The organism is Dyadobacter luteus (assembly GCF_003383615.1).
In the GTDB taxonomy this organism is placed as follows: domain Bacteria; phylum Bacteroidota; class Bacteroidia; order Cytophagales; family Spirosomataceae; genus Dyadobacter; species Dyadobacter luteus.
In genome coordinates, this window is sequence record NZ_QNUL01000015.1 from 1 (window position 1) to 23,993 (window position 23,993).

Here is a 23,993-nt window from a genome sequence, read left to right on the forward strand (position 1 = left end):
AGCATACGATAACGAGTTTGTTCATAAAAGGGCAGCGTAAATCATACGTTTTCCTTGACTTTGTCTTAGCTATCTCAGGGGACAGCTCGCTATGTTATCACTCCAACCGAAAGCGCCTGTAACGATCTCTTAAATCAGTGCAGGCGCTTTCGGTTTACAATAATTCTGAAACCCTATTTCTTTGTCACTCTGATCGAAATACGGCGGTTCTGCGCTCTTCCTTCTTCCGTTTCATTAGAGGCTACCGGATGTTCCTCTCCATACCCTTCTGATTCCAGACGAGCCTGATCTATTCCTAAATCTGTCAAAGCTTTTTTGACGGAGGAAGCCCTATCCATGGATAATTTCAGATTTGCCACTGAATCACCAGTATTGTCAGTGTAGCCGCCCAGCTTCACATGTACCGCTGGATAAGCTTTCAAAATTTCAGCTACGTTTTCAAGTTGCTCCTGCGATTCGGATTTCAATTTATCACTGCCGGTTTCAAACAACAGTCGATCAAAATCAAACCATGTCTCCTTGTCAGCTGCTTTGTCAGATTTGATGAATTCAAGCAAAGAAGTCTCTACTGGATTACCGGTTGCCGCAATATTCAATCTTGTACCATTCAAATCCAGAGTGGCAGTTTCAACAACAGGAATATTGGCTTCGATAATCTCCTCAATGATTTCGTCTCCATGACTTATTTTTGTTTCTGCAATATGTGGTGCAATGACCAGTGATACAATAGACATCAGTTTGATCAGGATATTCATCGAAGGTCCCGAAGTATCTTTAAACGGATCCCCTACCGTATCACCTGTAACAGCTGCCTTATGCGGCTCTGATTTTTTGTAGTAAGTCACACCATTGATCACTGCACCTTTCTCAAACGACTTTTTGGCATTGTCCCAGGCTCCACCGGCATTATTCTGGAAAATACCCATCAATACACCGGATACTGTTACACCTGCCAGCGTTCCTCCCAATACCTCAGGACCAAACAAAAAACCCACAATAACAGGTACAAGCAATGCAATGAGACCCGGTGCCACCATTTCTCTGATCGAAGCTTCAGTTGAAATCGCTACGCATTTATCGTACTCAGGCTTGGCCTTTCCTTCCATAATTCCGGGAATCTCTCTGAATTGACGACGTACCTCTTCCACCATTTTCATGGCAGCTCTACCTACAGCAGCAATAGCCAGCGAAGAGAAAATGAACGGAATCATCGCCCCGACAAATAAACCAGCCAATACATTGGCTTTGTATATATCGATGGAACTAATGCCGGCCACACCACAGAACGCCGCAAACAGCGCAAGCGACGTAAGCGCAGCAGAAGCGATTGCAAAGCCCTTTCCGGAAGCCGCGGTTGTATTTCCTACAGCATCCAATATATCCGTTCTGCCACGTACTTCTTCCGGTAAATAGGCCATTTCTGCAATACCACCCGCATTATCTGCTATTGGACCAAATGCATCAATAGCCAGCTGCATCGCAGTAGTCGCCATCATACCTGCCGCAGCAATAGCAACTCCGTACAATCCTGCAAATTCATAACTGATAAAAATACCCGCCGCCAATACAAGTGTAGGAATAACGGTAGACTCCATACCTACCGAAAGTCCACCGATGATATTGGTTGCATGACCCGTAGAAGACTGATTCACAATAGACTGTACAGGACGCTTACCCATGGCAGTATAATACTCTGTAACAGTCGACATAATCGCCCCCACAATAGATCCCAGCAAAATAGCCCAAAATACATCTATTGGTGTAAATTCAACTCCTCTGATGCTCAATATACCTTCAGGCAACATCCAGATTGTAAGCGGATAACTGGCCACCAACACTAGTAAAATAGAACCCCAGTTTCCGCGGTTAAGCGCTCCCTGCACGTCTCCCTGATCGTTGCTCACCCGCACCAGTAACATACTCACAATCGAAGCAATTAATCCAATCCCGGCAATAACCATTGGCAAAAGTATCGGAGCAATTCCACCGAAGTTATCTGCAGTTTGAGCAACAATTTCACGACCTAATACCATTGTAGCCAAAATGGTAGCCACGTACGAACCAAATAGATCTGCACCCATCCCGGCCACATCACCTACATTGTCTCCTACGTTATCGGCAATCGTAGCAGGGTTACGCGGATCATCTTCAGGAATTCCAGCTTCCACCTTTCCTACAAGGTCGGCTCCTACGTCAGCAGCTTTTGTATAAATCCCTCCTCCTACCCGTGCAAAAAGGGCAATGGATTCAGCTCCCAGAGAAAAGCCCGCTAATACCTCCAGCACTTTTTCCATGCCTAATCCATTTACATCGGTGCTGTCGCCCACAAAAACGGAATAAAGAATTATAAATAGCCCACCCAAGCCAATTACTGCAAGACTTGCCACCCCGATTCCCATCACGGAACCACCGGTAAAAGAAACCTCTAAAGCTTTGGTAAGACTGGTCCGTGCCGCCTGTGTAGTGCGGACATTAGATTTGGTAGCGATGTTCATCCCGATGTACCCGGCAAAAGCAGAAACAAATGCGCCGACCAGAAATGAAACACCAATGAATACACTGGAATTTTCAACAAGGGTACCGGAGTAGCCCAGCAGAATACTGACAATAATACCAAAGACGATCAAAACCCGCCATTCGGCTTTTAAAAATGCCAGTGCTCCGTCGGCAATGGCATCTGCAATTTCTTTCATTTCGGGACTACCGCTGTCCTGACGAACAACCCATCCCCTTTTAAAAAACATAACCAGCAAGCCAATGATGCCCAACGCCGGAACCAAATACGTAATGTTACTCATGCGCGTTCAATTAATTATGTTAACAGTTGAAAATCACGTAAATATAGAGAATGACACCTCATATCAAAATTCAAAAACCGTTATTTTAGATCAATTTCAATGTTTTTTATAAACATTTCACGAAACAAAGCTTTATTAAAAGCTAAAATGACACATAAAATACTGAACAATAGACAGATACCTGCAAACCCATTTCGGTCTGCATGGGAGCAAGCATGAACCTGAATCTTTTAAAAATCAGAAAAACAAAGCCCGTGAATTCAGCTTTGTGGCTTACGCAAGATATTGAAGAGCAATAATGAAGAAAGAAAACCCAATAAGCCGGCAGCAATGGCAAGCACGGTTCCTCCTAAGAAATACTGAACGAAGTTCACATGAATAGATTCCAATGTCAAATCGGAGATATCAGTGAGCTGTAGTCCGTTTTGATAAAATAGTCCGCCCAGCTTGTAACTGCCAAAAATGATCAGCGGGATCATAGGCGGGATGCTGATATTAGCGGCAGTTATAAAAAGAACTTTATTCATTCTGAAGTACATCGACAACGGAATACCAATCAGCAATTGAAATCCCCAAATGGGCACTATACCCATAAAAAAACCAAAACCTATCGAAATTGCCTTACTAAAATTGGATTCTCCTGGCTTTATCGCCTCCTCTTTGATCAGTTTCCACAACCCCTTTTTTCGGATATAAAGAAAAATCCTGCGGGGCAGATACCATAGCAAAGTCAGTGTAACCAACCAGGTATTCAGAATACTGATTCGGGTGAAATCACGAAATGGTCTGAAATGAGTTACCCTTTCATTTTTGTCATAAATGACTCTGATATTGATTGGGAGGACCGGAACATCCTTCCATGCCAACTTGACGATGACCTCAATCTCGGTTTCAAATTTGGTCGTAAAAAGTCTGGTTTTCTTCAATGGCTCCAACGGGTAAAGCCGGAAACCAGTTTGCGTGTCAGGCAGAGTCAGTCCCGTTTCAAACCAGAACCAAAAGTTGGAAAATTTATTACCAAACGAACTTTTGCCCGGAACACCCTCCTGTTCCATATTTCTTGATCCCATGAGCAATGCTCCCGGATGCGCCAGAGCCGCCTCTATAAAAAGCGGTATATCACCCGGCAAATGCTGACCGTCGGAATCTATACTAATGACATTGTCGTAGCCTAGCCGGATGGCTTCCTTAAAGCCTTTGCGAAGCGAGAATCCCTTGCCCTGATTAGACTCATTTTTTAATACATGTATACGATTGGCATAGCTGGCAAGAATATCAGCGGTACCATCTGTAGCACCATCATTGATAACTATGACATCTTTTGCATCGGCATATTCCAACACCCCGTCAATGACACGTTGTAACGTTTTCTGATTGTTGTAAGTAGGAATCAGTACGCAACAGTTGATATCTCTCAGTGTCATTATGGATGTGATTGTAAAAAATATGTCCGAATAAATCTCAGATATACGCAAGCTGCGCTTTGAAGAAAGTATGTTCCGTGTTCTGGCCGGACGCTACCACTTCGAGCTGCTCACCTTCAGTAAATTTAATTGAAATTGTAAGTGAAGTTGTTTCCTGTGGATTAATGATTTGTAAAAACTTGCAAGTCCGCATGGCTTTCATTCGCAGCTTACGTTTCAGGGACACCTGCAGAATCTCTTTCACAATCTCCAGCTGAACCACTCCCGGAGTTACCGGAACACCAGGAAAATGACCATTGTATATCTCATGCTCAGCATTGAGAGAGATCTCTGCCGTAATGAGACCATTATCTTGTGTAATCGCCTGTATGGAAAATAAATTGTTCAGGAACACTTTCTATTTGATTTAAAGAGCTGTAAGCAAGTGGCTTTCAGCATGGAGAAACTTGTCAGTTATACTGATCGAGAGCAGAAAACCATTTTACAATTCCGAAAAAATTCGGTCTGTAATCGGCTGATTTACTTTTTCATTGGTAAACTTCATCACGCTCTTGTCACCATCTTTTTGGTAAAATGTCAAATCTTTCAATCTCAGATTATTTTTGGAAAATACGAGATCAATCTGCTTATACATTCCTTTCACCCGCTTATTCAAAGGTGTCAGCGAAATCTGATAGGCACTTGTACTTTCTGAAACTGTCTGACTGAAATCCTTCGAATTCTGGAAATTGCCATTCACCAGGCCCAGCATAAGATTACGTATTTGTGCCGCCATTCTACCTGCCTGCCCTACATTTTTCTCTTTTCCGTTTTCCTGCACACGCAATTTATCGCCGTCAATCAGGATGATGTATTTTGTCGGTTTTTGCTGCTCCCAACGCATCTTGTCATTTTTCCGGTAATAGAAAACGCCGGATGAGCGTTGGGGTTCTTTCAAAACAGCCATGGTCTTTTCCTCTTCAAAATCCGCCTGGACTGAAGTCGCAGATTCAGAGGACTTTTTCAAAGCTGCCAATACCTTTGAAGGATCCGACACTGGCTTAAAAGTTTGAGCATGTGCGTTTACCCAAATACTCAGTACAAGAAATAAGAGACAACTAACTTTCTGCATACGCTTTTTTATTGATCACCACTGGTAACGGTTCTATTGTGAGTTTACGTGTGGCAATGTGTTCAATGATATCCGGAAGCGCCTCACAGGTTACGCTCAGCCGGTCATGAAGTAAAATAATATCTCCTTTTTTAAGCAGCGAAATCACTTTATCAATCAGCTGATATTTCGTCTTCGCTTTTGTATCAAGCGTCCGTAATGACCAGCCTATTGATGACAATCCGTTCTTTTTAATTGCGCCACTGTATCTGGGAGTAGTTACGCCGAATGGAGGACGAAAAAATAAAGGTGTTTTAGAAATAATCTGCTCAATCGCCTCATTACACTTGCTTAAGTCATCTGTAAGACCGGAAGACCAAAAAAATGGCAGAAAATAATGGTGACTGTAGGAGTGATTGGCAACAATATGCCCCTCTTCGTCTATTCGCTTTACTAGCTCAGGATACCGTTCAGCCTTTTTTCCGATCACAAAGAACGTTGCTTTTACATTTTTCTCTTTGAGAATATCCAGAATCTGCGGGGTATATTCAGGATCGGGACCGTCGTCGAATGTCAATGCAACAGACTTCTTTCTCCCTTTATTGATGGAATGAATGAAATAATTAGCTTGTATCTGGTAAGATCCATACGCAATTACAGTAAGATAGATCAAACCGAGTGTGCCCACTACAAACCATACCAAGCCAGTCTCCCAGAAGATCACGCCACTCAAAACAATGGCGGTCAAGATTGTAAATGTGAAAATATTATGCTTCAACGGATTGAATTAAAGTTAATCCCAGATTTCGCCGGTTCATACAATTACATACCAGCACATTTTTCAATGATGGATCCTGGCCAATCTTATCAACTGCATAATGAACTGCAAATGCCGAAGCAGTCGGATAAATACCCGAGTAAATCAGGTAATCCTGAATCTGATCTTCCTTAACACCTCGACTAGTAAGATAATGTAACACCTGACCGCAGGCATCTATATCCAATCCGGAAAACAGAACCAGATCCAGCCTGGCAGGATCAATAGAATTAGATTCAAAGAAATTATTGAGATGCTCTTCCAGTTTTTGGATTTCGCCATAGGTCTCTACGGCCGTCAGCTTCGCTAATGTCTGATCCGTTTTTTCTTTGGACAAAACAAAAAACGAACAACCGGATGTCATGGCAACAGGAAGGGTTACGTCGAGCTGCTCAGCTACTGAATCCAGGAACGAGATATGCTCATCGGCAGCACCCACCAATATATGCGCATCTCCCTCAGCCAGCATCATTATACTATCAATGAGTGCATGCTCAAAAGACAGCGTATTCTGAGTATGCGTCATGTTATAGCCATGATTTCCGATACTCAGCGAAATTTGTCCTGCAATGGTATTATGCGTCGATTGTATAAATGAAGTCGGCGGCAACAGACCTTCCACACTTAAGAAAGTATTCAGAAACTTTTCCGTATCCTGAAGGCAACCTAAACCCGTTCCGACGACAATCGCGTCCGGATGTATTTCACCAGCTTGCTGAATACATTCCTTGGCACAAGCTACCGACATCCGCAGAATCTTACTCATACGCCGGAGCAAACCGGCATCGATATAATCCTTATAATTGGGACTGACCAGTTCAGTATCAGAAGAAATAGTGTCCAGAGATGCAGAAAATCCTGCGTTTTTGAACGTAGGCTGATGCGTGATACCGGAAGCTGCTGAAATATAAACCAATGCCTGATCAGAATTTAAAGAGTACTTGAAAATACAACGGAAGAATTGTTGCCACCGAAGCCAAAACTATTGGACAAAACTGTATTTACTTCGCGATCTGTGATAAGATCAGTAACGGGAATAAGCCCGGCCTCCGCGATGGGCGTGGTAAAATTCAGACTTGGATAGATCAGATTATGCTGAATAGCCAATACTGAAAAAACAGATTCTATTGCTCCGGCCGCCGCCAATGTGTGCCCGGTAAATGGTTTTGTAGAGCTGAATGGGGGAATCGCATCACCAAATACATTTTTCAGAGCCACAGATTCCGACAAATCATTATTTTTCGTGCCGGTACCGTGCGCATTGACATAATCAATCTTATCAATACCAACTCCGGAAAGTTTAATCGCCTTTTGTATGGCCATTGTTGCTCCTTTTCCATCAGGAGATGAAGCGGTCTGGTGATAAGCATCGGCAGCATTAGCCCAACCTTTTACATAACAAAGTGTTTTGTTTCCTGAAATCGCAGCGCTTTTATCATTTTCCAATAGTAAAAAAGCAGCTCCTTCCCCCAAATTAAGACCCGTTCGGGATTCATCAAAAGGGCGACACCAGGCATCATCATAAATCATGAGGGATTTAAAGCCGTTGACAGTAAAGCTCGTCAGGGCATCGGTACCTCCTACCAGCACACGATCCAGCTTATCCTGCTGAATTAATCTTGCTCCTAACATGATTGCGTTCACGCCGGATGAACAAGCCGTAGAAAGGGTATTGATGTAGCCCGAAATACCAAGTTCTCTGGCTATTCTTTCAGTAGTATTTCCACTATCATGACAAAGTAATACCTCGTAATCAGGATTGCCTTGCTTCAGAAAATCTCTGTAGAACCATTCACTGCGATCCATACCTCCTACCGAAGTAGATGAAATAATTCCTGTACGAATACCACTATGGTGCGGTGAATTCCCCCAGGCTTCGCGTGCAGCGGTTAAGCCGAGTAGAGAGGTTCTTGAAATATTGGGATTATTAATTGCCAGTTTGTCAATCAGTTCAGCATTACCGATTTTCACTTCTCCTACCAACAATTCGGGGCGTTCTTTAAGATACTGAACAGGAGCAATTCCTGATCTCCCTGATTTTAATGCACCCAGATTCTCAGCAACCGTCTTACCGATCGCCGAAACTATGCCAATACCTGTAATTTGAACACCCATGAATCAATTGAAGTCAGAACGAAACTTAAAGAACGGATTCTGCCTTTCTTTTACGAATGTATTCAGCCATCGAATTAATAGACCTGAATGCTTCCTTACCCTCTTCCGGCTTGGTAACCTGAATACTGTAGTATTTTTCCAGCAATACGATCAGCTCCAATGCATCAATGGAGTCAAGTCCCAGTCCGTCCGCATCGAACAAAAGGGCTTCGTCATCAATATCCTCAACCTGAACATCTTCCAGGTTCAGCTGCGCAATAATTTGCTTTTTTAAATCTTCCTTCAAACTATCCATCACTGGAATCTATATAGTGTAAAAATTAATTTAGTCTATTCCTGAAAGGCTATGTAGGTTATCTGTAGAAAACTCTACTCCGGACTCTGCTGCCTCAACCAAAAACACAAAAGCTTCCGGTTTTTCCTCTGAGATATTTATCCAACCACCCAATACAGCTTTGGCATCTGCCTGCAAGAGTATCTGGCTATAATTAACGTACCAATCAGCATCAAATTTAGGCAAAACGGCAAACATATTTTCACCATACCATTTGTTGGCAATCGCTATTTCCCCCATCACAATATTGGGAAGCGTATATACAAACATAGCCGGGCTTGGTGCCTTTTGCTCCTGATAAGATTTCTGAAACCGAATATCACTTTCCGCGCTGGAAAACCGGTTGGCAAAAACGAGCGCAATCTCATCATCTGCATATTCTGAAAGCTCCGTTACATGATTGCTTTTGATGAAACCAGAAGCCAGATAACCAATCTGAGACAACATATCCATTTTATAAAATTTAGGATAGGTTTGCCTGCTGTAACGATACAACTGTTTCAGCCAGCCATCTTCCGATGATGTATCCAAAGTAGCTAGTACCTTGCCATTTAAAGAGCAGGTATCACCGGAAATATGACAATATGTTGTTATAAAATTTTTCATTCACGGATAAGCAGTGAGGCGTTGCCACCGCCAAAACCCGAGGCAGTTTTTAAAATCGTTTTTAAAGGGGCTGACTTGGTTTCAGTCACAATGTGAAGTGGGACAGACGTTCCCGGATCGGTAAAACCCCGACTTTTGATCAAAGTACTATGACGCATCATTTGCAAACAGACAGCCGTTTCCAAAACTCCTGCCGCACCTAAAGTATGCCCGAAATATCCTTTAAAGCTATTCAGCGGAACCGCAGTCAGTCCCAACCTGTCCATAGCAATGGATTCCATTTCATCGTTGTACAATGTCCCGGTACCATGGGCAGAGATAAAATCTATTTCTTCCGCTTGAACGGCATTTTTTTCCAAAGTCCTCTTCACACTTCTGTATAAACCTTCACCTGTCCGCGAAGGACCGGATATATGGTTAGCGTCATTAGCCGAAGTTCCCGTCAATAGAGAATAAGGTTTTTGCTTGAAAACAGATGTTGTATTCGAAACCAAAACCGCACTGCAAGCTTCACCTAAGGTGACGCCTGTTCTGTTCTGATCAAAAGGCATACAGGGCTGATTGCTGATCGCAAACAGAGATTGGAAGCCATACACTACGAAATCAGTCACGACATCACACCCAATCACGATCACATGTTCATACAACCCGGCTTTGATCATATTCCCGGCCGTATTAATCGCCAGAACACCGGATATACAGGCATTGGAAATCACAACAGGGACATGTGCCAGTTGAAATCCGGAAATCAGAATTTCATTAACCGCTCTGAAGGGGTCCTGAATATCATCGTAAAGCCCCCCTTTGGTAGAACTCAAAATGACCAGGGTACGATCTGATCGGATAATGGAATTATCGATCCTTTCAGAGAGCGAGTTCATTATCGTAACAATCAGTTTTTCAAACGATTGAGCCGGATCAAGATCTTTAATTTTCGCCAGATGAAGATCTGTATGGTTAAATCCTGCCCCGGGCATAAGTGAAATGCCGGATACATCAGCTTTAAGTGCAGAAAAATTGACTTCCGCATTCGTACCCAGCGGACTGATTATTTCTTCTGCACCAATGTAAATCATAAAAGTATTAAACGGGATATGCAACGCGCGCGGTTCGGAACCACAAATATAGTGATCAAATTATTGATTGTGGGTTTGCTTCCAGGTACGATAAAAATCGGGAGTCAATAATTCCAATGTTCTGCTTTCACGATCAAGAAAAACCTGCATCGTTTTACCAATAGCACAAAGTTCACCTGTGGTTACATTGTGTACTTCATATTCAAACTGAATTTTTGCCGACTTGGCAGGAATATATCTTGTAATCACTTTGATCACCTGACCGTAATAAACCGGCGCCTTGTGATCTATTTCAGATTTTACGATAGGCGTGAAATAACCGGAATCAAAAATGGTGAGGTATTCAAGTCCGTAAGTTTTCCCAAAATGCTCCCGCCCATCTTCAAAGAATTTCAGATAGTTACCGTGCCACACCACACCCATTGCATCAGTTTCACTAAACCTTATATCAATTTCAATTTCCGACGAAAGCATATATTTAATCAAATTAGGGATGGCAAGATTAGCGATTTTTGTCACCTCTCGCAAGTTCCGGGGTCGAAATGGGGTAATCTCAGGTATTTTAAAATCCTATTCAGAGATTACGATCTTCATCTCACATTCCAGCAAAAGATTTCCATTCAGATAGCTTTTACCTGAAACCATCACGATGTTACCAAGCCTGTGGGTAGGTTCAACAATGGTATTGATACGGCAAGACAGAGCTGGTAATGCATGTACCTGCACTCTGGAGATTGCACCAATAAAACCGATTTTTGGCTCCCCTTCCTGTTCCCGGTCCAGGTAGCCGAATGAGGCGGCACAAGTTTGCGCTATATTTTCTATGATCCCGCTTTCCTTAAATTCACCATCTGATACAAGCACATTGTGCTCTGTAATTTCAAAGACAGACTCGAATCGTTCGGCAGTTACAGCTAACAGGCCGTCTATCATCAAAAACGGTGGCCGGTGCGGCAAAAAATCCTGTATATGTTCTTGGGAAACAATCATTGTTTGAAAAAATCAAAATAATTAAACCACTGCTCCGGATATTGCTTCACTTTTTTTTCCAGTTCAGCAGCGTACAAAGCGGCAATCTGTTCCGGCTTCATTTTCTCCTGAATTGGCGCAGTGGCACTCAAATGATAACTGTGCGTACGATCCTTGGCAGCAAAAACAAAAGTAATGGGGGCATCAAACTTGGAAGCAATCACAAAAGGCCCATGCGGGAAACGGGCTTTTTTACCCAGAAAATCGAGTTCTATAAAGCGTGCTCCTTCCATGTAACGGTCTGCATGAATGGCTACGAATTCATTATTTATCAATGCATTACGTATCGCAATCACATGGGAAAGATCATCCTTAATCGCAATAATCTTAAATCTGGAACCGCCGGTCGCCATTTCCATGAACTTTTTAATATTCTCGACTTCCGCATCCAGCATCACAATATTGATCGTGGGTGTAATACGGCCTTTCAGGAGATTTCCGGCAGTTTCCCAATTACCCAAATGCGCACTAAGCAAAATCCCGCCTTTTCCCTGTTCTCGAATATCAATCAGATATTGCTCATTTTCAAAAACATGTGAAAATTTCTCATGCTTACCGAGCAGAAAAGCCGTTCTGTCCACGAGTGTCTGCCCGAAGATGTAGAAGTTTTTACGTGCCAGTTTTTTAGCTTCGGAATGAGAGAAATGAAGTGTATGCTGATAGAAATCCATCAGCACATTCCGTGGTTTGGAAGCAAAAAGATAATAATAGTAGGTAACAATGCGCAGAAGCGAGTAGGCAAAACCCAACCCGAGGAAGCGTATAAAAAAAAAGAAGATTTTATAACCTGCAAGAGTGCCTTTGGTTTTTCCATCCCAGGCACTTTTTTCTGACTTAGTATCGATACCAGGCCTGTCGGGCGATTGGCTCATGCCCTACAGCGCCAGTTTTTTCTGAACGAGACCGTAGAAATCTCCGAAGGTTTCAATTCCTTTGAAATCCTCTCCTGTTATTTTAATATTTAGATTTTCTTCGATCAGTACAACCAGGTCTACATAGTCAAGACTATCAAGATCCAAAGTTTCCTTCAGGCTGTTTTCCGGAAGAATCAAGTCTCTGTCTACCTCAAATTCCTCAGACAAAAAATCCCTGGTCTCTTCAATAACTTCTTCCAAATTCATCTTAACATCTTTAGCATACATGGCAGCAAAATTAATTTATTCTTTTCTGATACTTTCATAATGTATCCAAATTTTAACACAATAATTACCGCATCAAAGGAAAGTCTCACAAAAGCTTGTTCTACAACAATGCACTTACACGATTAGTGCAAATTCGATTTACCAAAAGTACCAAATTATCCATGGCACCTCCTTCCGTTCGATAAGTGAGGGTTAAATTCTTTTGAGGATAAGTGTAGAGTTCGTCCCTCCGAACCCAAAAGAATTCGATAAAAAACAATCGATGTTCTGTTTGGCAGTTTCCGCCACCACATTGATACGGGCGGAATCTTCATCCGGATTTTCAAAATTGATATTGGGTGCGATAAAGTCGTTCTGCATCATCAGCAATGAATAAACGATCTCGCTGGCACCTGCCATCCAGCATTCATGGCCTGTAAGCGATTTGGTAGAACTGACCGGGGTTTCTGCACCAAAAACTTCAAAGATGGCCTGGGCCTCAATACCATCACCAACCGGCGTGGAAGTGGCGTGTGCATTGATATAGTCAATATCTCCGGCCTGTAGCCCGGCCTGTTTCAATGCCATTTCCAAAGAACGAATCTGTCCTTCTTTACTTGGATTCGATATGTGATCGCCGTTGGAAGAAAAACCATATCCTACCAGTTCGGCCAGAATTGGTGCGCCTCTTCTTACCGCAGCTTCGTAGGATTCAAGAATAATCGTCGCCGCACCACCGCTGGGAATAAGCCCGTCACGATTTTTATCAAAAGGTCGCGACGCTTTTGCCGGCTCAGCTTCATTCACCGAAAATGTACCTAAACCATCAAAACTAGCCATGGAAGCAGGATTAATTTCCTGCGCTCCACCACAAACGACACGTTCCTGCAAACCCTGACTGATCATCAGATAGCCCATTCCTATGGAGTGTGAGCCAGAGGCACAAGCGGCACTCAACGTAAAGTTGATTCCCTTCAGCTTGAAAATCGTGGAAAGATTCATGTTCACAGTGCTATTCATATTCTGAAAAATAGCACCACTGCCAATCAATGTAGTATCCTGCTTTTCCCGTGCTTTATCAACAGCCTCAACTACAGAGGCGGCTGTACTGTCGTTACCGAAAATGATGCCGGTCTCTGTTTTGTCCAGAAAGTCAATATCCAGACCCGACATTTCCAGTGCCTCGCGGGTTGACATATAGGCATATATAGCCGGCTGGTGCATTCCAAGCCGCTGCCTGCGCGACAAGTACGATTTCAAATCGGGCTCCTTCACCATACCGGTAAGCGCAGAGCGAAATCCGAAATCTTTCCTTACCTGGTCAAAAACAATTCCACTTTTACCCTTATACAATGAATCTGTTACCTCAGCGAGATTCTCACCAAGGCAGGAATAAATACCAATTCCGGTTACTACAACTCTCTGATTCATTCGTTACGAGTAAATCCCTCCGTTAATATTGATTACCTCACCGGTGATATAAGCGGCTTTATCTGAACAAAGAAAACTCACCAAATGTGCCACCTCATCTGCTTTTCCAAATCTATTCATCGGAATCATCTGCTTCAGTTCGGCCTCATTCAATTCTTTGGTCATGTCACTGATGATAAATCCCGGCGCTACGGCATTCACAGTTATTTTTCGCTTCGCCACTTCCTGTGCCAATGCTTTGGTTGCCGATATAATCGCTCCCTTCGCAGCAGAATAGTTGGTTTGCCCTGCTACTCCTTTCATGCCAGATACTGAAGCAACATTCACAATACGCCCCGAACGTTTTCTCAACATCTGTTGAATTGCATTTTGAGTAACGTTGAAAAGGCCTTTGGCAGAAATATTCATTACCTCATCCCAATCACTTTCAGGCATCCACATAAACAGTCCGTCGCGTGTCACGCCGGCATTGTTGACCAAAACGCTGATGAACCGCTCTGGATTGTTCTCCCGCCAGGTATTTAATGCTTCATCCACTTCCTGCTTCGTCTGGACATTAAACTGAAGTAATTCTCCGTCACCGCCATTTGCCCTTATTTCCGCCAGCGTTTCTTCCGCCGCGGCAAGATTACTGGAATAATTGACCAGGATATATAATCCGTGATCAAGAGCCAGTTGAACCGCAATAGCCCTGCCTAAACCTCTCGACGCTCCGGTCACTAATGCGCAACTCATAACTGGAAAGGGGTTTCTTTGATGTATTCATAAACCGCAGTGATACTTTCTGACTGTGGCAGATCGTCTTTTACAAAGCTCGCCATCTTTCTGATCTGGTTATAAACTGACAGCGCGTTCGGCGAAAGTCTTTCTTTTTCTTCTGGTTCAAGTAAATCGATCGCCTGGCATATCGCCATAATATGGATGGACATCACCTGAAAGGAGTTTTCCAAAACCTGCTTGGCTAGTACGGCACTGTTGGTACCCATGCTCACAATATCCTGATTATCATTATTATTCGGAATACTGTGTACATAAACAGAATTGGACAAAGCCTGGTTTTCTGCCGTGGTGGAAGTAGCCGTGAATTGGACTCCCTGGAAGCCGAAATTCAGTCCCCATGTGCCGGCATTCAGGAACGGCGGGAATTTCCCGTTCAGTTTGCTGTTCATGAGGAAGTTCAGCTGTCTCTCCATGAGCATAGAAAGCTTCGTGAGTACAATTTTCACTTTATCCATTTCCAGAGAAATATAGTCCCCATGGAAATTTCCACCATGGAAAACATTACTTTCTTCCGGACTCACAATAGGATTATCGTTGGTTGAGTTAAGCTCATTTTCAACAACTTCCTGCGCATACCTGATCGTATCTACCACAGGTCCGATGATCTGAGGGACACAGCGTATTGAATAATACTCCTGAATTTTCCTTTCAAATTCCACGCGTTGCATGGCAGTATTGTCCTTGAAAAGTTCTTCACGGTTACGGATCATCCCGCTTCCTTTTACGAACTCCCGCATTTTGGCCGCTACTTGCTGTTGCCCTTTGTGATGTTTAACCGCATTAAGCTGCTCCGAAAATGAATCGTCAAACGCTTCGATCACTTCATTCAACATGGAAGAAGCAGCAATTGACCATTCTACAAGCCTGTTGGCATAGATCAGGTTAATGGCAGCAATCCCTGTCATACAGGAAGTTCCGTTGATAAGCCCCAACCCATCACGAAGTTCCAGTTGTAATGGCTTAATACCATGTTTTTCAAGCACTTCGGCAGTCTTCTTTCTTACACCATTTTCGTACACGTGTCCCTCTCCGATCAGATTGAGCCCCAAATGCGAAAGTTGAACAAGGTCCCCGCTTGCTCCTACACTTCCGTGTTCGAAAATTTCGGGAACAATACCATGGTTCAAAAAAGTAACCAACTGATTGATCACACCTGAACTTATACCGGAATTGGCCTGCAAAAAAGCATTCAGACGAGCGACCATTACACTTCTGGCGTAAATCTCGTTGAGTGGGCGCCCCACCCCACTGGAATGGCTGCGAATGAGGTTGTACTGTAAACTATTCAGTTTATCTGATTCAATACGGTACTGCGCCATTGGCCCGAAACCAGTATTGATACCATATATAATTTTATCTTTTGAGAAGTCTGTCAGAAAAGCAAAAGACTCAGAAACTTTGTTGAGTGCATCTTCCGCGAGTATAAATTCTTTCTTTTCAAACGCATATTGCTCTACATGAGCTAACGAAATACTATTCATTTACGGATAGTGAAATTAAATAACGTGTAAAATAAATCTTTTTTTGCCGCTTTGACAAGCTCGCTACCTGATCGGTATTGAACATTAATAAGTTGGGCAAACACCTACATTTCCTTAATTTTGCCAGACACTCACGTTTAACCAGTTCATGATCGGAGAATTATTATTTAGGCTAAATCTGCTCCTTTCCAGACACAAAGCTGTTTTTTTTCTATTCCTGATCGGTTTGATCGGAGTTTTGGGCTATGGAATTTCCCAACTCCGTGTCACAGAAAGCATTTTTTCCACCTTGCCCAAAGGTGACAAATTTGAAGAATTCACAAAATTGATTGATAACAAAAACATCATCAATCAAATTGTATTTTCTCTGGAAAACGACCCGGAAACAGAATCTTATGAAGCGCTTCAACTCGTAGAGAGTCTGGCAGATTCTCTTTCCTTCATACCTGGCAAATACATCAAAAACATTCAGGCAGTAAGACCGGATATTCAGCAAGACGTCTATAATTACACCTATTCCCGTTTTCCGGAATTGATTGATTCGTCTTATTACAGGTATATAGGCCAAAAAATCGCGCCCGATTCTATCAGAAGTTCAGTTACGTCTACCTATAATCAGCTGATATCGCCGGGTGGGAACTTCATTAAACAATTCGTTATTAATGACCCTCTCGGCATTACCACCCGTTACTTCCAGCAGCTGAATGCGCTCAACAATGCCTCGGGTATGACTGTAGTAGATGGGGTCATGTTTTCGGCGGATCGCAGACATATTATCGTAACCGCCTCCACTTCCTATGACTCCGGCAATTCGGCAATCAACGTGGCGCTCTTTCACCAACTTGAAAGCCTGAGTGCGAAGTGGAACGCCGCACACCCGCATCATGAATTGTCATATTTCGGCACATTTGAAATCGCAGCCAGAAATGCGATTCAGGTGAAACAGGATTCAACCCGAACCATGGTGATCGCCCTGGTCATCATCGTACTTATACTTATTGTTTATTACAGAAAAATCCTCATCCCTGTTTACATTATTCTCCCCGGTTTATTCGGGGGAATTTTCGCATTGGGAATAATAGGATTTCTCAGACCGGAAATATCAGGAATTTCACTGGCCACCGGCGCAGTTATTTTTGGCATATTGCTGGATTACGCATTCCACTTTTTTACCCATCTGAGGCATACCGCCTCCACAGGGACAACGATCAGGGAAGTCAGTGCGCCATTGCTAACGGGAAGCCTTACTACCATTTTGGCATTTACTGCCCTACAATTTACCAATTCCGTCGTCCTGCAGGATTTCGGACTTTTTGCTGCTTTAAGTCTTATTGGTGCTGCAGTCTTCACAGTCATTGGACTTCCCATAGTACTGGATTTTTTCAAATTTGACTATCGAAAAATTCCGGAGGAGGCAAAGCTGTTTCGCATACCGGAAATTCCCCGAAAGGCTAAACCTGCTATTCTAACTATCATAGGTGTCCTTACTATCGTTTTCCTCTATTTTGCACGTTTTACAGAATTTGACAGCAGCTTCGATAACCTGAGCATGCAGGACGAAGAGCTGAAAAAGAGAGAGGAAAGCCTGACAGGAATTAATCCGGATCTGGATAAGCGGATATATGTTTTTGCCACTTCAAAAGACAAGGAAGCGGCAGCGGATATTAATCTTGCTGTTTATGAAAAAGCAAAAAGCTTCAAACTCAGAGGAAAGATCAAAAACTTTGTTTCATCCGGAGCGCTGATTCTTTCAAACAAAACTGCTTTAGAAAGAAACAAACAGTGGAACGAATTCTGGAGCAGCGAGCGAAAAAAACAGACTTTTTCGTCCATGGATCGGGCTATCAGAACAACGGGATTGAGTATAGATGCTTTTAATCCGTTTAAGAACTGGATTAATGGTACCATGAGGTATCCAACGGATGAAGATGAGTTGTTAAAACAGCTCGGTTTATCTAATCTCTCAGCTACCGATTCGACTGGTACAACCTGGATCACGACCATTACAATTCCAAAGTCGCAGCTGACGCTTGTGAAATCAGAACTGAGGTCTATCGCCGGCGTTTCGGTATTCGACCGGGGGGAAATGGCAGAATCACTTCTGACGATGGTGAAGGAAGATTTCAACTTCATTCTGCTGATTTCTGCTTCTATCGTCTTCTTTACTCTACTGATCGTTTACGGAAGGATCGAACTTACCCTGCTCACCTTTCTTCCCATGGCCATCAGCTGGATATGGATATTCGGCATAGCAGCTTTATTGGGTATCAAGTTCAACTTTGTCAATGTCGTTATCACTACATTTATTTTTGGCTTGGGTGACGATTTCAGCATTTTTGTAACAGACGGCTTACTGAACAAATACAAAACCGGCCGCGAAACACTTCGGTCCTATCAATCTGCGATTCTTCTTTCTGCCATCACCACCATTGTAGGAACCGGAGCTCTTTTCTTTGCCGAACATCCTGCAATTCATTCCATTGCGCTGGTAAGTGTACTGGGAATTGTTTGTATTTTAATTATCTCATTCACCCTTCAGCCCATCCTGTTTGACTTATTTGTACAGGATAGAATTGAGAGAAAACGTCCACCGGTTACCCTGCTTCCATTTCTGATCAGTATTTCCAGCTTTACCTATTTCCTGTCCGGTTGCCTGTTTTTACATTCCAAACTGGTGACTATATTGCTGCTACCTGTTTCGAAAAAGAAGAAAAAAGCAATGATTAACAACTCGTTGTCTTTTTATGCCAAAACGGTGATCTATTCAGGTCCTCATGTCAGAAAAAATATTTCAGGTACAGAAAATCTCGTAACAGACAAGCCGGTGATTTTGATCGCAAATCACAATTCGTTTCTGGATATACTTCTGGCCATCATGCTTAATCCGAAGATCGTGCTGATGGTCAAAGGCTGGGTTTACAAATCGCCCTTTTTTGGTCCTATCATCCGCTACGCGGGTTATGTATATACCGACGATGGTCCGGAACAAAACATAGAAAAAATGCGGCAGCTTGTGGCTGACGGCTATTCACTCCTGGTATTCCCGGAAGGAACTAGATCTGAAGACGGCACAATCGGGCGATTTCATAAAGGAGCATTTTACCTTGCAGAACAACTCGGGCTTGATATTCAACCATTGCTTATCCACGGAGCTCATGAAGTTTTGCCCAAAGGAGATTTTCTGATCAGACCCGGCGCATTGAATGTCCGTTTGCTTCCTCGCATTCATTACAATGATCCTCAATGGGGTAATACCCTGCGAGATAAAACCAAAAGTATTTCCCAGTTCTTCAAATCTCAATACGATAGGTATAAAACAGAAATGGAAGATACACGCTATCTGAAGCACCGTATCTTTACCAATTATGTATTTAAAGGTCCAGTACTCGAATGGTATTTTAAAGCGAAATGGAGGCTGGAGGAAAAGAATTTCGCCTACTACAATACGCTGATCGAAAATCGGAAAAACATCCTGGATATTGGCTGCGGTTACGGCTATCTTTCCTTTTACCTGCATTATTGTAATGCCGGGCGCGTGGTAAGAGGTGTGGATTATGACGAGGCTAAAATAACAATTGCAAAAAACAGTTATAACAAAACGAACCAGCTCAGTTTTGTTTCTGCGGATGTGATGTATCTGGATCTTGGACAACAGGATGTCATATTTTTAAATGATGTGCTCCATTATATATCACAGGAAAAACAGTTTTCTTTGTTGGCTGAGTGTGAACGTGCGTTGTCGGAGAATGGCATACTTTTCATACGTGATGGCATCACGGATCAGCAGGAAAAACATCGCAACACTGAACGTACAGAGGCGCTTTCTACCGGACTTTTTTCTTTTAATAAAAAAATGGAAGCTTTTCATTTCTTTTCGTCACAGGATATCCGCGACTTTGCGGCCTCCCACGGATTGACGTTTGAAATGCAGCAACATTCCGGCACGACTTCCAACGTACTTTTCATTTTGAGAAAGATCTCCCCCACATCCGCTATCAACCTCTATTGATTACCTCAGCAGCACTATGCCACAATTAACGGAAAAGGAATTTGACTTCGTAATTATCGGAAGCGGTCTGGGAGGACTGGCTTGTGGCTACATTCTGGCGTCGGAAGGGCACAGCGTGGTTATTCTTGAAAAAAACCATCAGATTGGCGGTCATTTACAAGTTTACAGCCGGGATAAAACCATCTTCGATACAGGGGTTCATTATGTGGGCAGCATGAACGATGGAGAAAATCTGAACAAGTTTTTCAGGTATTTCAAAATTTTAGATCAGCTTAAGCTTCACAGACTTGACGAAGACGGGTTTGACGTCATCCGCTTTGATGATGGAAAGGAATACGACTATCCGCAAGGCCATAAAGCTTTTGAAGAAAAGATGATTGGCTACTTCCCGGAGGAGGCTCAGGCTATTAAAACCTACTGCGCAAAACTGAAAGAAGTTTGCAGCAAATTTCCGCTTTACAACCTGCGAACAACCGGAGAAAGTTACCAGACAGATCAGAGTCTGCTCCAACTTAATGCCTTTGAATACATTGCTTCTCTCACAAGCAATAAGCGTCTGCAGAATGTGCTGGCAGGCTCCAACCAGCTCTATGCCGGAGAGAAAGAGACAACACCTTTTTATGTACATGCCCTAATCGTCAACAGCTATCTGTCAGGCGCATATAAATTTGCTGATGGTGGTTCGCAAATTGCCATTCTGATGAGTCGCCGGATCAGGGAACTTGGTGGTGAAATACATAAACACAAAAAAGTAGTTGGTGCGTCGTATCATGAAGATGGAAATATCAGCCATGTAGAGCTGGAAAATGGTGAGGTTGTCAGGGGAAAGCAGTTTATCTCCAACGTGCATCCCGCCGTAACCATTGATATTTTTGGACCAGACCGGTTTCTGAGTGTCTACCGAAACAGGATTACGACCCTTCCGAATACAATCTCGACCTTTCTGGTTCATGTTTCGTTTCTGGAAAATTCATTCGAATACCTGAATCATAATATTTACCAGCACCATATTGAAGATGTGTGGGACGGTATTGACTACGAAGAAGAAACCTGGCCACAAACGTACTTCATTTGTACACCCTATTTGTCAAGAAATACTAAGTTTGCGGAATCAATGTCAATCATGACGTATATGAAAAGCTGTGAAACTGAACAATGGGCGCACACTTTCAGTACAATAGCTTCTCCGGGAGACCGTGAAGCGCTTTATAAAGCCTTTAAAAAAGACAGAGAAGAAAAAGTATTAAACCGAATCGAACAGGTTTTCCCCGGTATTCGTCAGAAAATAAAGCATGTACATAGTGCTTCTCCGCTGACTTTCAGGGACTATATAGGAAACAAAGACGGCTCATTATATGGAATCTCCAAAAACTCAAATTCCCCGGCACGTAGCCAGGTGAACACAAGAACGAGAATTCCGAACCTGCATCTGACCGGACAGAACATTTCCATGCACGGAATACTGGGTGTCACTGTAAGTGCTTTCGTAACCTGCTTTGCATTCGTTGATAAAAATGAACTTATTAAAAAAGTTGTAAATGCCTGATCATGCAAAAAATTGACGTACTCGTAATTGGTGCAGGCCCCGCTGGTACTGTTGCCGCATCATATCTAAGAAAGCAAGGTTATGAAGTGACCATTCTGGAAAAAGAAAAATTCCCACGTTTCCAGATCGGAGAAAGTCTGCTGCCGTGCTGTATGGAGCATTTGACCGAATCGGGATTGCGCGAAGCAATTGAAGCTAAACATTTTCAGAAGAAAACGGGAGCTGCTTTCATGCGTGGAGAAAAGAGATGTGAATTTCTTTTTGAAGAGCAGTTTACCAATGGCTGGTCGTATACCTGGCAGGTAAAGAGAGCCGATTTCGACCTGGCACTTGCAGAAGCAACCAGAGCTAAAGGAGTAAGTGTGAATTTTGAATGTGAGGTGTTGAGCGTGGATGCAAACAGGGAACGTCAGATTACGGAGTACCGTGATGCCGAAGGGAAAATTCATCAGATTGAATCACGATTTATTATCGATTCAAGTGGTTACGGTAGAGTTTTACCGCGTCTTTTTGATCTGAGTAAACCATCGTCCTTCACTCCACGCGGAGCTGTATTTGCGCATTTGGAAGATAACAGACGTACAGAAACAACCAGCAATAATATCTTTGTCCATTCCTTCGACAACAACAGATCCTGGATTTGGGCGATTCCTTTTTCGGATGGCTCTACTTCTGTAGGTATTGTGGGCGACAGAGAAAAAATTGAAGACATGGCTGCCAACAATGGAGAAAAATACAAAGAATTCATTCGCAATTTCGAAGACCTCAACGGACGTTTTGAACACTCGGAACTGAAATTTGAGCCCCGTAATATTCTGGGTTATTCGGTAGGTGTGAAAACGATGTTCGGCGATGGATTCGTACTCTCCGGCAATAGCACCGAGTTCCTGGATCCTATTTTCTCATCCGGTGTGACCTTCGCAACTGCATCGGGCCTGCTCTCAGCAAAAATGACGCACAAGCACCTGCAGGGAGAAAATGTGAACTGGAAAACAGAATATGAAGATGTGGTTCAAAACGGAATAAACGTATTCAGAAGCTACGTAACCGGATGGTATTCGGGTGATTTCCAATCTATTGTTTTTGCAAAACATATCGACCTGGAAATCAAAAACCAGATATGTTCGGTACTGGCTGGTTATGTATGGGATACGACAAACCCATTCGTGAAAAAACACGACACGATATTACCTACCCTTGCAAAGGTTATTAAAATGAAAGAAGCACAGGAGGACCAGGAATAACACATATCTGCTGTTGAAGGCAGTTGTATTCAGACTGCTTTCAACAGTATAAAACTATGTTGTACTCCCTGGTAATGGTTGTAAATCAAAACATACTCAGGACGCTCTTTTCTGCAGTTTTCAGTCAATATCAACGAAGCCGGCGCCTGCTCACCATTTAGAATTCCCGTTCCAAGCCAGGTGGCAAATGCTGTTGCGGTAGGATAATCTCCGGATAAATTCTTGAAAGTATAAATGTCCGTTTCCCGGAAAAAGTGCTCCCGCACCTGATCATATAAATAATCGGTGCGATTATCCCCGCTGTACCCGGCAATCAAAACATCTATATCATCCGCACACACCTCATTCTTTTCCAAAAAATGGCTGAGCCGGATTAAAATCTCATCAGAATCGGACTGACCCAGCTGGTCTACATCTACAATTTTTGCCAGGGATTGATCCGATTGCAAACTCTTCACGACAAACATCACTGCTGCCTCCCCGCATACCGATCCTGGCGTATTGTCTGTTAACACTGTTTCAGAAGACGCCTCGTAGGTTTTGTAGTAACCGTTCAGATAATCAATATTGTAGTTGTATTCTGATATTTCGTCCACGCTACCCAACAGCACCGAATCAGCATTACCCTCTTCTAACAAAAGTAAAGCATCCAGCATCGCATTTTCAAATGCCAGTCCCTTGTGTACATGTGTGGTATTGTAGGTAGTAGTTTTGCTCATCAACGCAAGATTTCCCGCTACTGCATTAGGAGTACTCTGAACAAAATTGGTGGGCGTGAGCGTGCCTTCATTGTAGTCAACGATCTGGTTCAGAAATTTGAGACAATCTTCCAGACCGCCGTTGGCAGTTCCTAATATAATACCTCCTAAATCCGGATTTTGTTGAATCAATGGCAAACCTGCCCCCACTCCCATTCGTACCGCCTTACCCATTCTTCGCAGTAATCCTGCCGGAATGAGCGTACCATAAGAGGGCTCTACGGCGGTGTATCTATTTCCTTTGTAACTGATTATATCACCATTCCAGAAGGAACTGTCAAAGGACTTCTGTGCTGAAATGCAAGCCGATGCTGTTATATACATAAAATTTAAA

The 23,993-nt window shown here is 43.0% G+C and carries 21 protein-coding genes; 3 read left to right on the forward strand and 18 right to left on the reverse strand.

Going from position 1 to position 23,993, the window contains the following annotated elements:
• Positions 1–173: 173 nt before the first annotated feature.
• The 17 genes from DSL64_RS17400 to flxA form a co-directional block, all read right to left on the reverse strand.
• Positions 174–2,798 (reverse strand): sodium-translocating pyrophosphatase, encoded by a 2,625-nt coding sequence (locus tag DSL64_RS17400; RefSeq protein WP_115832201.1) that lies wholly within the window; start codon positions 2,796–2,798, stop codon positions 174–176.
• 260 nt (positions 2,799–3,058) lie between these two features.
• Positions 3,059–4,222 carry a DUF2062 domain-containing protein gene (locus DSL64_RS17405; protein WP_115832202.1) on the reverse strand — a complete coding sequence of 388 codons (1,164 nt, stop codon included), beginning with the start codon at positions 4,220–4,222 and terminating at the stop codon, positions 3,059–3,061.
• Between the two features lie 37 nt (positions 4,223–4,259).
• Positions 4,260–4,616 carry an ApeI family dehydratase gene (locus DSL64_RS17410; protein ID WP_115832203.1) on the reverse strand — a complete coding sequence of 119 codons (357 nt, stop codon included), beginning with the start codon at positions 4,614–4,616 and terminating at the stop codon, positions 4,260–4,262.
• A gap of 87 nt (positions 4,617–4,703) precedes the next feature.
• Positions 4,704–5,333 (reverse strand): flexirubin biosynthesis/transport protein LolA2, encoded by a 630-nt coding sequence (lolA2, locus tag DSL64_RS17415; protein ID WP_115832204.1) that lies wholly within the window; start codon positions 5,331–5,333, stop codon positions 4,704–4,706.
• Positions 5,320–6,060 carry a polysaccharide deacetylase family protein gene (locus tag DSL64_RS17420; protein ID WP_229217123.1) on the reverse strand — a complete coding sequence of 247 codons (741 nt, stop codon included), beginning with the start codon at positions 6,058–6,060 and terminating at the stop codon, positions 5,320–5,322. Before DSL64_RS17420 ends, lolA2 begins: the two co-directional genes overlap by 14 nt.
• 19 nt (positions 6,061–6,079) lie before the next feature.
• The gene (locus DSL64_RS17425) at positions 6,080–7,045 is read right to left on the reverse strand and encodes a beta-ketoacyl synthase chain length factor (protein WP_229217124.1); all 966 of its coding nucleotides are present in this window, start codon (positions 7,043–7,045) and stop codon (positions 6,080–6,082) included.
• Positions 7,046–7,059: 14 nt separating this feature from the next.
• The gene (locus tag DSL64_RS17430) at positions 7,060–8,244 is read right to left on the reverse strand and encodes a beta-ketoacyl-[acyl-carrier-protein] synthase family protein (protein ID WP_115832207.1); all 1,185 of its coding nucleotides are present in this window, start codon (positions 8,242–8,244) and stop codon (positions 7,060–7,062) included.
• A gap of 25 nt (positions 8,245–8,269) precedes the next feature.
• Positions 8,270–8,539, reverse strand: a complete 270-nt coding sequence (locus DSL64_RS17435; RefSeq protein ID WP_115832208.1) for a phosphopantetheine-binding protein — start codon at positions 8,537–8,539, stop codon at positions 8,270–8,272.
• A gap of 30 nt (positions 8,540–8,569) precedes the next feature.
• The gene (locus tag DSL64_RS17440; protein ID WP_115832209.1) at positions 8,570–9,184 is read right to left on the reverse strand and encodes a hypothetical protein; all 615 of its coding nucleotides are present in this window, start codon (positions 9,182–9,184) and stop codon (positions 8,570–8,572) included.
• Complete coding sequence (locus DSL64_RS17445) at positions 9,181–10,260, reverse strand: beta-ketoacyl synthase N-terminal-like domain-containing protein (RefSeq protein ID WP_115832210.1); 1,080 nt, start codon at positions 10,258–10,260, stop codon at positions 9,181–9,183. Before DSL64_RS17445 ends, DSL64_RS17440 begins: the two co-directional genes overlap by 4 nt.
• 60 nt (positions 10,261–10,320) lie before the next feature.
• Positions 10,321–10,734 (reverse strand): acyl-CoA thioesterase, encoded by a 414-nt coding sequence (locus DSL64_RS17450; RefSeq protein WP_115832211.1) that lies wholly within the window; start codon positions 10,732–10,734, stop codon positions 10,321–10,323.
• A gap of 96 nt (positions 10,735–10,830) precedes the next feature.
• Positions 10,831–11,250, reverse strand: coding sequence for a hotdog family protein (locus DSL64_RS17455; RefSeq protein ID WP_115832212.1), 420 nt, complete (start codon positions 11,248–11,250; stop codon positions 10,831–10,833).
• Positions 11,247–12,161: a lysophospholipid acyltransferase family protein gene (locus tag DSL64_RS17460; RefSeq protein WP_115832213.1), complete on the reverse strand. Its 915-nt coding sequence runs from the start codon at positions 12,159–12,161 to the stop codon at positions 11,247–11,249. Before DSL64_RS17460 ends, DSL64_RS17455 begins: the two co-directional genes overlap by 4 nt.
• Positions 12,162–12,164: 3 nt before the next feature.
• A complete protein-coding gene (locus tag DSL64_RS17465) occupies positions 12,165–12,410 on the reverse strand; it encodes a phosphopantetheine-binding protein (protein ID WP_229217125.1) in 246 nt (81 codons plus the stop codon).
• Positions 12,411–12,623: 213 nt separating this feature from the next.
• Positions 12,624–13,841, reverse strand: a complete 1,218-nt coding sequence (locus DSL64_RS17470; protein WP_115832215.1) for a beta-ketoacyl-[acyl-carrier-protein] synthase family protein — start codon at positions 13,839–13,841, stop codon at positions 12,624–12,626.
• 3 nt (positions 13,842–13,844) lie between these two features.
• A complete protein-coding gene (gene flxB / locus DSL64_RS17475; RefSeq protein WP_115832216.1) occupies positions 13,845–14,576 on the reverse strand; it encodes a flexirubin biosynthesis SDR family reductase FlxB in 732 nt (243 codons plus the stop codon).
• A complete protein-coding gene (flxA, locus tag DSL64_RS17480; RefSeq protein ID WP_115832217.1) occupies positions 14,573–16,102 on the reverse strand; it encodes a flexirubin biosynthesis tyrosine ammonia-lyase FlxA in 1,530 nt (509 codons plus the stop codon). The genes flxB and flxA overlap by 4 nt, the downstream gene beginning before the upstream one ends.
• A gap of 148 nt (positions 16,103–16,250) precedes the next feature.
• Here flxA and DSL64_RS17485 point away from each other — a divergent pair, with 148 nt between their 5' ends.
• From DSL64_RS17485 to DSL64_RS17495, 3 genes are read left to right on the forward strand one after another with little or no spacing between them, the layout of a single operon-like run.
• Positions 16,251–20,111 (forward strand): trifunctional MMPL family transporter/lysophospholipid acyltransferase/class I SAM-dependent methyltransferase, encoded by a 3,861-nt coding sequence (locus tag DSL64_RS17485; RefSeq protein WP_115832218.1) that lies wholly within the window; start codon positions 16,251–16,253, stop codon positions 20,109–20,111.
• Positions 20,112–20,127: 16 nt separating this feature from the next.
• The gene (locus tag DSL64_RS17490; RefSeq protein ID WP_115832219.1) at positions 20,128–21,657 is read left to right on the forward strand and encodes a phytoene desaturase family protein; all 1,530 of its coding nucleotides are present in this window, start codon (positions 20,128–20,130) and stop codon (positions 21,655–21,657) included.
• A 2-nt stretch (positions 21,658–21,659) separates the two neighbouring features.
• Positions 21,660–22,901, forward strand: a complete 1,242-nt coding sequence (locus tag DSL64_RS17495) for an NAD(P)/FAD-dependent oxidoreductase (protein WP_115832220.1) — start codon at positions 21,660–21,662, stop codon at positions 22,899–22,901.
• Positions 22,902–22,930: 29 nt separating this feature from the next.
• On the opposite strand, the gene DSL64_RS17500 is transcribed toward DSL64_RS17495, so the two are convergent.
• On the reverse strand, positions 22,931–23,983 hold the full coding sequence (locus tag DSL64_RS17500; protein ID WP_115832221.1) for a beta-ketoacyl synthase chain length factor: 1,053 nt from the start codon (positions 23,981–23,983) through the stop codon (positions 22,931–22,933).
• Positions 23,984–23,993 lie beyond the last annotated feature (10 nt).

Excerpts from the sequence above, each read along its gene's own strand:
- DSL64_RS17400 (WP_115832201.1), bottom strand. The coding sequence starts at position 2,798 with ATGAGTAACATTACGTATTTGGTTCCGGCGTTGGGCATCATTGGCTTG.
- DSL64_RS17405 (WP_115832202.1), bottom strand. The coding sequence starts at position 4,222 with ATGACACTGAGAGATATCAACTGTTGCGTACTGATTCCTACTTACAAC.
- lolA2 (WP_115832204.1), bottom strand. The coding sequence starts at position 5,333 with ATGCAGAAAGTTAGTTGTCTCTTATTTCTTGTACTGAGTATTTGGGTA.
- DSL64_RS17430 (WP_115832207.1), bottom strand. The coding sequence starts at position 8,244 with ATGGGTGTTCAAATTACAGGTATTGGCATAGTTTCGGCGATCGGTAAG.
- DSL64_RS17435 (WP_115832208.1), bottom strand. The coding sequence starts at position 8,539 with ATGGATAGTTTGAAGGAAGATTTAAAAAAGCAAATTATTGCGCAGCTG.
- DSL64_RS17440 (WP_115832209.1), bottom strand. The coding sequence starts at position 9,184 with ATGAAAAATTTTATAACAACATATTGTCATATTTCCGGTGATACCTGC.
- DSL64_RS17445 (WP_115832210.1), bottom strand. The coding sequence starts at position 10,260 with ATGATTTACATTGGTGCAGAAGAAATAATCAGTCCGCTGGGTACGAAT.
- DSL64_RS17450 (WP_115832211.1), bottom strand. The coding sequence starts at position 10,734 with ATGCTTTCGTCGGAAATTGAAATTGATATAAGGTTTAGTGAAACTGAT.
- DSL64_RS17455 (WP_115832212.1), bottom strand. The coding sequence starts at position 11,250 with ATGATTGTTTCCCAAGAACATATACAGGATTTTTTGCCGCACCGGCCA.
- DSL64_RS17460 (WP_115832213.1), bottom strand. The coding sequence starts at position 12,161 with ATGAGCCAATCGCCCGACAGGCCTGGTATCGATACTAAGTCAGAAAAA.
- DSL64_RS17465 (WP_229217125.1), bottom strand. The coding sequence starts at position 12,410 with ATGAATTTGGAAGAAGTTATTGAAGAGACCAGGGATTTTTTGTCTGAG.
- DSL64_RS17470 (WP_115832215.1), bottom strand. The coding sequence starts at position 13,841 with ATGAATCAGAGAGTTGTAGTAACCGGAATTGGTATTTATTCCTGCCTT.
- flxB (WP_115832216.1), bottom strand. The coding sequence starts at position 14,576 with ATGAGTTGCGCATTAGTGACCGGAGCGTCGAGAGGTTTAGGCAGGGCT.
- flxA (WP_115832217.1), bottom strand. The coding sequence starts at position 16,102 with ATGAATAGTATTTCGTTAGCTCATGTAGAGCAATATGCGTTTGAAAAG.
- DSL64_RS17485 (WP_115832218.1), top strand. The coding sequence starts at position 16,251 with ATGATCGGAGAATTATTATTTAGGCTAAATCTGCTCCTTTCCAGACAC.
- DSL64_RS17490 (WP_115832219.1), top strand. The coding sequence starts at position 20,128 with ATGCCACAATTAACGGAAAAGGAATTTGACTTCGTAATTATCGGAAGC.
- DSL64_RS17495 (WP_115832220.1), top strand. The coding sequence starts at position 21,660 with ATGCAAAAAATTGACGTACTCGTAATTGGTGCAGGCCCCGCTGGTACT.
- DSL64_RS17500 (WP_115832221.1), bottom strand. The coding sequence starts at position 23,983 with ATGTATATAACAGCATCGGCTTGCATTTCAGCACAGAAGTCCTTTGAC.